Source organism: Nocardiopsis sp. TNDT3, assembly GCF_003427465.1.
Lineage (GTDB): Bacteria > Actinomycetota > Actinomycetes > Streptosporangiales > Streptosporangiaceae > Nocardiopsis > Nocardiopsis dassonvillei.
The window spans coordinates 1-6,880 of sequence record NZ_QPFC01000275.1; the positions used below are offsets into that span (position 1 = coordinate 1).

Annotated in this window: 7 protein-coding genes; 2 read left to right on the forward strand and 5 right to left on the reverse strand. The window is 73.3% G+C overall.

Annotation, left to right across the window (positions count from 1 at the left end; genetic code table 11):
* The first annotated feature begins 145 nt into the window (after positions 1-145).
* A complete protein-coding gene (locus DQW06_RS07460) occupies positions 146-1,828 on the forward strand; it encodes a thiamine pyrophosphate-dependent enzyme (protein WP_117198200.1) in 1,683 nt (560 codons plus the stop codon).
* Between the two features lie 359 nt (positions 1,829-2,187).
* On the opposite strand, the gene DQW06_RS07465 is transcribed toward DQW06_RS07460, so the two are convergent.
* Positions 2,188-3,093, reverse strand: a complete 906-nt coding sequence (locus DQW06_RS07465; protein WP_013151965.1) for a LysR family transcriptional regulator — start codon at positions 3,091-3,093, stop codon at positions 2,188-2,190.
* Positions 3,094-3,166: 73 nt separating this feature from the next.
* On the opposite strand from DQW06_RS07465, the gene DQW06_RS07470 reads away from it, so the two are divergent.
* A complete protein-coding gene (locus tag DQW06_RS07470) occupies positions 3,167-4,147 on the forward strand; it encodes a DMT family transporter (protein ID WP_013151964.1) in 981 nt (326 codons plus the stop codon).
* 229 nt (positions 4,148-4,376) lie between these two features.
* Here DQW06_RS07470 and DQW06_RS07475 read toward each other — a convergent pair whose 3' ends face one another.
* The 4 genes from DQW06_RS07475 to DQW06_RS07490 form a co-directional block, all read right to left on the reverse strand.
* The gene (locus DQW06_RS07475; protein WP_013151963.1) at positions 4,377-5,303 is read right to left on the reverse strand and encodes an RluA family pseudouridine synthase; all 927 of its coding nucleotides are present in this window, start codon (positions 5,301-5,303) and stop codon (positions 4,377-4,379) included.
* Positions 5,300-5,914, reverse strand: a complete 615-nt coding sequence (lspA, locus tag DQW06_RS07480; RefSeq protein WP_013151962.1) for a signal peptidase II — start codon at positions 5,912-5,914, stop codon at positions 5,300-5,302. The genes DQW06_RS07475 and lspA overlap by 4 nt, the downstream gene beginning before the upstream one ends.
* A 29-nt stretch (positions 5,915-5,943) precedes the next feature.
* Entirely contained in the window at positions 5,944-6,354 is a 411-nt protein-coding gene (locus DQW06_RS07485; protein ID WP_013151961.1) for a TraR/DksA C4-type zinc finger protein, read from the reverse strand.
* A 246-nt stretch (positions 6,355-6,600) separates the two neighbouring features.
* A partial coding sequence (locus DQW06_RS07490; RefSeq protein ID WP_117198201.1) for a GNAT family N-acetyltransferase occupies positions 6,601-6,880 on the reverse strand: 280 nt, incomplete at its 5' end.

Genomic DNA, 6,880 nt, shown 5'->3' on the forward strand with positions numbered 1-6,880 from the left:
ATCCGGGACGCCGCGGAGCCCACGAGGCTCGAAACGGCAGCGGCCGGTCACCACCGGCCGCACGCGCCCGGACGCGCCAGGCCCCCGGTCTGGACCGTTCGGACGCGCCGAGTGGACCTTGCGACGATGGAAGGACCCCGCCCCCATGGCCACAGGCGCAGCAGAACGCCCCAGCCCGCCCACCGACACCGCCGCGCACGCGGTGGTGGGGGTGCTGGCCGCGGCCGGGATCAGACGGTGCTACACCGTCCCCGGTGAGAGCTTCCTGGAGCTCGCCGACGCGATCGACCAGCACCCGCGCATGCAGCTGGTCTCCACCCGGCACGAGAACGGCGCCGGGTTCATGGCCGAGGCCGAGGCCAAGCTCACCGGCGTCCCCGCCGTGGCCGCGGCCACCCGGGGGCCGGGAGCGTCCAACCTGGCGGTGGGCGTGCACACCGCCATGCAGGACTCGACGCCGATGATCGTGTTCCTCGGACAGGCCGAGACCGAGCACCTGGGCAGAGAGGCCTTCCAGGAGGTGGACCTCACCGCCTTCTACACGCCCATCACCAAGTGGTCCACCACCGTGCACCGGGCCGACCGGCTCGCGGAGGTCACCGCGAAGGCGGTCCGCGTCGCCACCACCGGCAGGCCCGGCCCGGTCGCCATCGCGGTGCCCGGCGACCTGTTCGGCCAGCGCGTGGGCCCCCAGGACCCGCCCGGACCGCCCGTGGTCCCGCGCCCGGTCCTGGGCACGGAGGCCAGGGACCGGCTGGCGACCTGGCTGGCCAGGGCGGTGCGCCCGGTGATCGTCGCGGGCGGTGGCGCCCGCGCGGCCCGGGAGGACCTGATCCGGGTCGCCGAACGCTTCAACACGGGCGTGTACGCCGCCTGGCGGCGCCAGGACGTGTTCCCCAACGACCACCCGCTGTACCTGGGGCACCTGGGGCTGGGCTGTTCTCCGCCGGTGCTCAACGCCCTGGCGGAGGCCGACGCGGTCCTGGTGGTCGGCTGCCGGATGAGCGAGACCACCACCCAGGGGTACCGGTTGCCCGAACGCGGCGGACGCGTCCGGGTCGCGCAGATCGACATCGATCCGGGGCAGATCGGGGCCGGTACCGACCTGTGGTTCGGCGCGGTCGCCGACGCCGGGGAGGCGCTGCGCGAACTCGCCGGGGCGCCGGTCCAGGCGCCCTACCGCGACTGGAGTTCGGCCCGCCGGGTGTGGGTGGACACCGCGACGGTGCCCCCCGAGGCCGCCGGGCACACCGGTTCCCGGCTCCATCCGTGGGCGGTGGTCGCGGGGATGCGCGCGGCGCTGCCCGAGGACGCGCTGATCACCAACGACGCGGGAAACTTCGCCTCCTTCCTGCACCGGGGCTGGTGGTTCCGGCACCCGCGCACCCAGCTGGCGCCGACCAGCGGCGCCATGGGCTACGCCGTGCCCGCCGCGGTGGCGGCCAAGATCGCCGCCCCGGACCGGACGGTGGTGGCGGTGGCCGGTGACGGCGGCGCCCTGATGACCGGGCAGGAGCTGGAGACCGCGGTGCGGATGGACGCGCCGGTCACCGTGGTGGTGTTCCAGAACGGCCTGTACGGCACGATCGCCATGCACCAGGCCCGGGAACTGGGGAGGATCGCCGGAACCCGGATCAGCGGACCGCTGGACCTGGCCGGGTACGCCCGGTCCCTGGGCGCCAGGGGCGCGACCGCGCACACGCGTGAGGAGTTGGAGAAGGCGCTGGCGGAGGCCGTGGGGGCGGATCTGCCCACCCTGGTGGACGTGCGGACGGACCCGGAGGTGATCAGCCCGGGCGCCACCCTGTCGGGCCTGCTGAACGGTTGAGCCGGTACCGCCGCACGGCTGGGGGTCGCCGCCCCGCGGGGCCGTCCGCACCACCGGCCCACCGGAACGCCGTCGTCTCTGGGCCACCGGTCGCCACCGGCCCGACGGGTGACCGGGGCCGCGGGCTACCAGGTCAACGGGCAACCGGGCCACTGGCAGACTCCGGGGCAGCGGTCGCGTCCGATCAAGCGGTCACCACCGCGCCACCGGTCGTTGCCGGAGCGCTCGGGCGAAGCCTTGCGGACGCGCCCTGCCCCCGGCGTGCACGGATGCACGGGCGCCGTACCGGCCGCCTCGGGCGGCACGGTGCCCGTGCCCCTTCATCGGACCCGAACCTTTCCGGGAAGGGGGCTGAGCACTCAGGCGGCGTAGGCGGCGGCCGCCTCGCGCAGGGCGCGCACGGTGGCGCGGATGCCCGGACGACGGGAGGCGTCGGTGCGCCAGAACACGTACACCTGGCGCACCAGCGCGGGCTGCACGGGCACCACCCGCACCCCCTCCGGCAGGGGTCCGCATCCCAGGCGGGGCATGACGGCGGCGCCGATCCCGGCGGCGATGAGCGCCAGCTTGGTCTGGTGCTCCTCCACGTTGTGGATGACGTTGGGTTCGCCGCCGTGCGCCCGTATCAGGCCGTGCAGCCAGTCGTCGCAGATCGACCCGCGCGACCAGCTGATCCAGGGCAGGTCGAGGATCTCCTCCGGTGCGAGGATCTCGCGATGGGCCAGGGGGTGGTCGGCGGGCAGGGCGATGTCGCCGACGTCCTCCATGAGCGGGGCGCGGCTCATGCCGCTGGGCAGGTTCAGCGGCGCTCCGATCCAGTCGACGACCATGGCCAGGTCGGCGTCCCCGCGGGCCATGGCGGGCACGCTCTCGTGCGGCTCCTCCTCGTGCAGCTCCACCCGCAGACCGGGGTGGGCCTCGCGCAGGGAGGAGAGCGCGTGCGGCAGGAGGCCCCGGACGGCAGTGGGGGTGGCGGACAGGCGCAGGTGTCCGGTGACGTCGTCGCGGTGCGCCTCCAGATCGGCCTCGGCGCGCTGGACCATGGACAGGATCCTGGCGGTGTGCTCGACCAGGAGTTCGGCCGCGTCGGTGAGGCGCACGCCCCGGCCGTTGCGCTCGACGAGGGGCTGTCCGACCTCGCGTTCGAGTTTGGTGAGCTGCTGGGAGACGGCCGAGTTGGTGACGTGGAGGGCTTCGGCGGCGGCGCTGAGGGAGCCGTGGGCCGCGATGGTGTGCAGGACCCGGAGTCGGTCGACGCTGAGCATGTAAGCAAGCCTAAGGTCCGACTTAAGCAATACGAAGTAGACCTAACACATCGTTCGGGGATAGAAACGTCCCATGTCCGCTGCCTCCGCTGTCTCCCCCGTGTCCGCCCCGCCCGGCAGCCCGCGCCGCGCGCTCTCCGACTGGCGGGCCAAGTTCGTCCTGCTCTCCCTGATCTGGGGCATGAGCTTCCTGTTCATCAAGATCGGGGCCGAGGTGCTCTCCCCCGTGCAGCTCTCGCTCGGGCGCATGGCCACCGGAGCGCTGCCCCTGCTCGCCGTCCTGCTGCTGCGGGGCGGCCGGCTGCCGCGCTCACCACGCCTGTGGGGGCACATGTTCGTGGCGGCGCTGCTGCTCAACACCGTCCCCTTCACCCTGTTCGGGTACGCCGCCCAGCTCATCCCGTCCGCGCTCATGGGCATCGTGAACGCCTCGACGCCCCTGTTCGGCGTGGTGTTCTCGATGCTGCTGCTCTCCGACGAGCGGCCCGACCGCGACCGGGTCCTGGGCCTGGGCATCGGCTTCCTGGGTGTGCTCACCGTGTTCGGGGTGTGGAGGTCGCTGGACGAGGTGACCGTCAGCGACGGCGACGCCGTGCTGGGCATGCTGTTCGTCGTGGGAGCCACCGTCTGCTACGGGATCGGAACGCCCTACCTGCGCCGGTTCGTGGCGGGCAGCTCCCACGGCGCCCTGGAACTGAGCACTCTGCAACTGCTGCTGGGCTCGGTGCCGCTGGTGGTCCTGGTCCCGCTGTTCACCGAGATGCCCACGGGCGTGACGTGGCAGGTGGTGGCGGCGGTGAGCACCCTGGGCGTCTTCGGCACCGGTGTGGCCTACATCCTCCAGTACGCGGTGGTGCGCGAGGCCGGGGCGACCGTGGCGACCACGGTCACCTACGTGGCGCCGGTGGTGGCGATCGCCGCCGGAGTCGTGCTGCTGGACGAGACCCTGAGCTGGAACCAGCCGCTGGGCGCGGTGGTCATCATCCTGGGCGCCGCCCTGTGCCAAGGGGTGATCCGTACCCGGTACGTGGTCCCGTCCGCGCGGAGGAGGTGACCGGGGCCTCCCGCAGGCCAGCCGTCCACAGGTCCGGGAAGGCCCTGGCCGGGGCCGAAGCCCGGTGTCAGACTGAGAACCGGGGGCGCCGCGCGCCCCCAGGGGGCGGGGCTTCCCCCCGATCCCAGTGTCGTTCGCCCCGCGCACGCACGGCAAGCCCTCATCCGCGCCTGTGGACGGATCGGGTCGGGCCGCCGGATCCCGACGGCCCGACCCGGGAGCCGGTCGGTCAGTCCTCGCGCAGCGTTTCGACGGCGGCGGCGAGGTCGTCCGGGTAGGGACTGGAGAACTCCACCGGGCGGTGCTCGGTGGGGTGGTCGAAGCCCAGGCGCACCGCGTGCAGCCACTGGCGGCGCACGCCCAGCCGCTCGGCCAGGGTCGGGTCGGCGCCGTAGAGCATGTCGCCCACGCACGGGTGGCGCAGGGCCGACATGTGCACCCGGATCTGGTGGGTGCGGCCCGTCTCCAGCTTGATCTCCAGCAGGCTCGCGGCCCGGAAGGCCTCCTGCGTGTCGTAGTGCGTCACCGACGGGCGCCCGCCCGCGACCACGGCCCAGCGTCCGTCGCCCGCCGGGTGGCGGTCGATCGGCGCGTCCACGGTGCCCCGGAGTGGATCCGGGTGCCCCTGGACGAGCGTGTGGTAGTGCTTGTCCACGGTGCGCTCCTTGAACGCCCGCTTGAGCACGCTGTAGGCGGTCTCGCTCTTGGCGACCACCATCAGGCCGGTGGTGTTGGCGTCCAGCCGGTGCACGATGCCCTGGCGCTCGGCGGCGCCGCTGGTGGCCACCTGCACTCCGGAGGCCAGAAGGCCCTCCAGGACGCTGGGACCGGTCCAGCCCACGGTCGGGTGGGCGACCACGCCGACCGGCTTGTCCACCACGATGATGTCGGTGTCCTCGTGCACGATCCGCATGCCCGGCACGGCCTCGGGACGCGGCACGGGAGCGGTGGGCGGCGGCGGGAGGGTGACCTCCAGCCAGGCCCCCGCGCTGACGCGGTCGGACTTGGCCGCCTCGGAGCCGTCGACCAGGACGCCGCCGTCACCGATGATCTCGGCGGCGCGGGTACGGGACAGGCCGAACATCCGGGCGATGGCCGAGTCGAGCCGGTCTCCCTCCAGCCCGTCGGGCACGGGCAGGCTTCGAACGTCGCTCACTGGTCCCTCCCTCCGGTCCTGTCGTCTCCGGCGGCACCGGTCCCACCGGCGCCTCCGGCGTTCTCTCCGCCCTCGGCCGAGGCCTTCTTGGTGTCGCGGTCGTCCTCGATGAAGGTCCCGTCCAGGTTGAGTCCCTTGAAGGTCAGCGCCACCACCAGGCAGGCGCCCACCACCACGCAGGAGTCGGCGATGTTGAAGACCGGGAAGGTCCCCACGCTGATGAAGTCGACGACCGCGCCGTGGAAGGGGGCCGGGTCGCGGAAGAAGCGGTCCACCAGGTTCCCGGCGGCGCCGCCCATCATCAGTCCGAGCGTCACACCCCACCACACGCTGCGCACCCGCAGACCCATGTAGCCGATGACGAGGACCACGATGCTGGCGATGCAGGTGAACACCCACGTGAAGTCGGTGCCCATGGAGAAGGCGGCGCCCGTGTTGAACACCAGGGTGAACTGGACGAAGTCGCCGATGACGTCGAGGTACTCGCCCTCGGCGAAGGTCGCCAGGACCCACTCCTTGGTGAGGAAGTCGACGCCGATCGCGGCGAGCGCGACGAGCAGCAGGAGAAGGTACCTGCGCGGACGCGCGCCCGTCTTGTCGGTCGTGGTCATGTTCCTGTCCCCGGAGGGCTCTACCTCAGTCAGCGACGCTCCTCGCGCTGTTTGCAGGTGACGCACAGGGTCGCGCGTGGGAAGGCCTGAAGGCGCGCCTTCCCGATGGCCTGCCCGCATGAGCCGCAGACCCCGTAGGTCCCCGCGTCCATCCGTTCGATCGCCCGCTCGCCCTCGGCGAGCAGGTCACGAGTATTGTAGGCCAACGCCAGATCCTGTTCGCGCTGGAAGGCCCTGGCCCCGGCGTCCGCGCTGTCGTCCCCGGCCCCCTCCACGGGGTCCTCCAGCAGCTCGGTGAACTCGGCCTCGACCTGCCCGAGCTCCCGCTTCGCCGCGGCGGCCTCCTCCTCCAGTCGCCCGCGGACCTCGGCGAGCTCCCCCGCCGTCCAGGGGTCCTCCCCCGGCAGGACCGGCAGCCGGGCGGCGTCGGTGGCCTTCATCGCAATCCCTCCAGACGGCTCGGCACCGGTCCCGGAGTCCGCCGGAGCGCGGACTCTCCCCCCTGGGCGGTACCGCGAGTGGTGCCGGCAGCCTAGGCAATCCGCCCGGGCAAGGCAAAGATCCGGGGCGACGCGCCTTCCTCCCGGTCACGGCTCCGACCTGCCCGGACGCTCCCGGCACGGGGTGGGGGCGTCGTTCGTCCCGGGGGCGCGGAGTCCGCGAGGCCGCGCACCGACCGGTCCCGGTCAGAACCCCCGCCGGTAGCGCAGGCGGGGCAGGACCGCGCCGTTGAGGGGCCCCTCCTCGGTGACCGCCCCGTCGGCCTCCCAGCCGTGCGCCGCGTAGAAGCGCCGGGCGCGCGGGTTGTCCCGGAGCACCCACAGGACGGCCTCGCCGTACCCCGCCCCGGCGACGGCCCGGTGCACGTCGGCGATCAGCCGCCGGTTGACCCCGCTCCCCCACGTCTCGGGGACGGAGAAGAAGGCCTCCAGCTCGCACGGCCCGGCGGTGCCGCCCGCCCCCTCC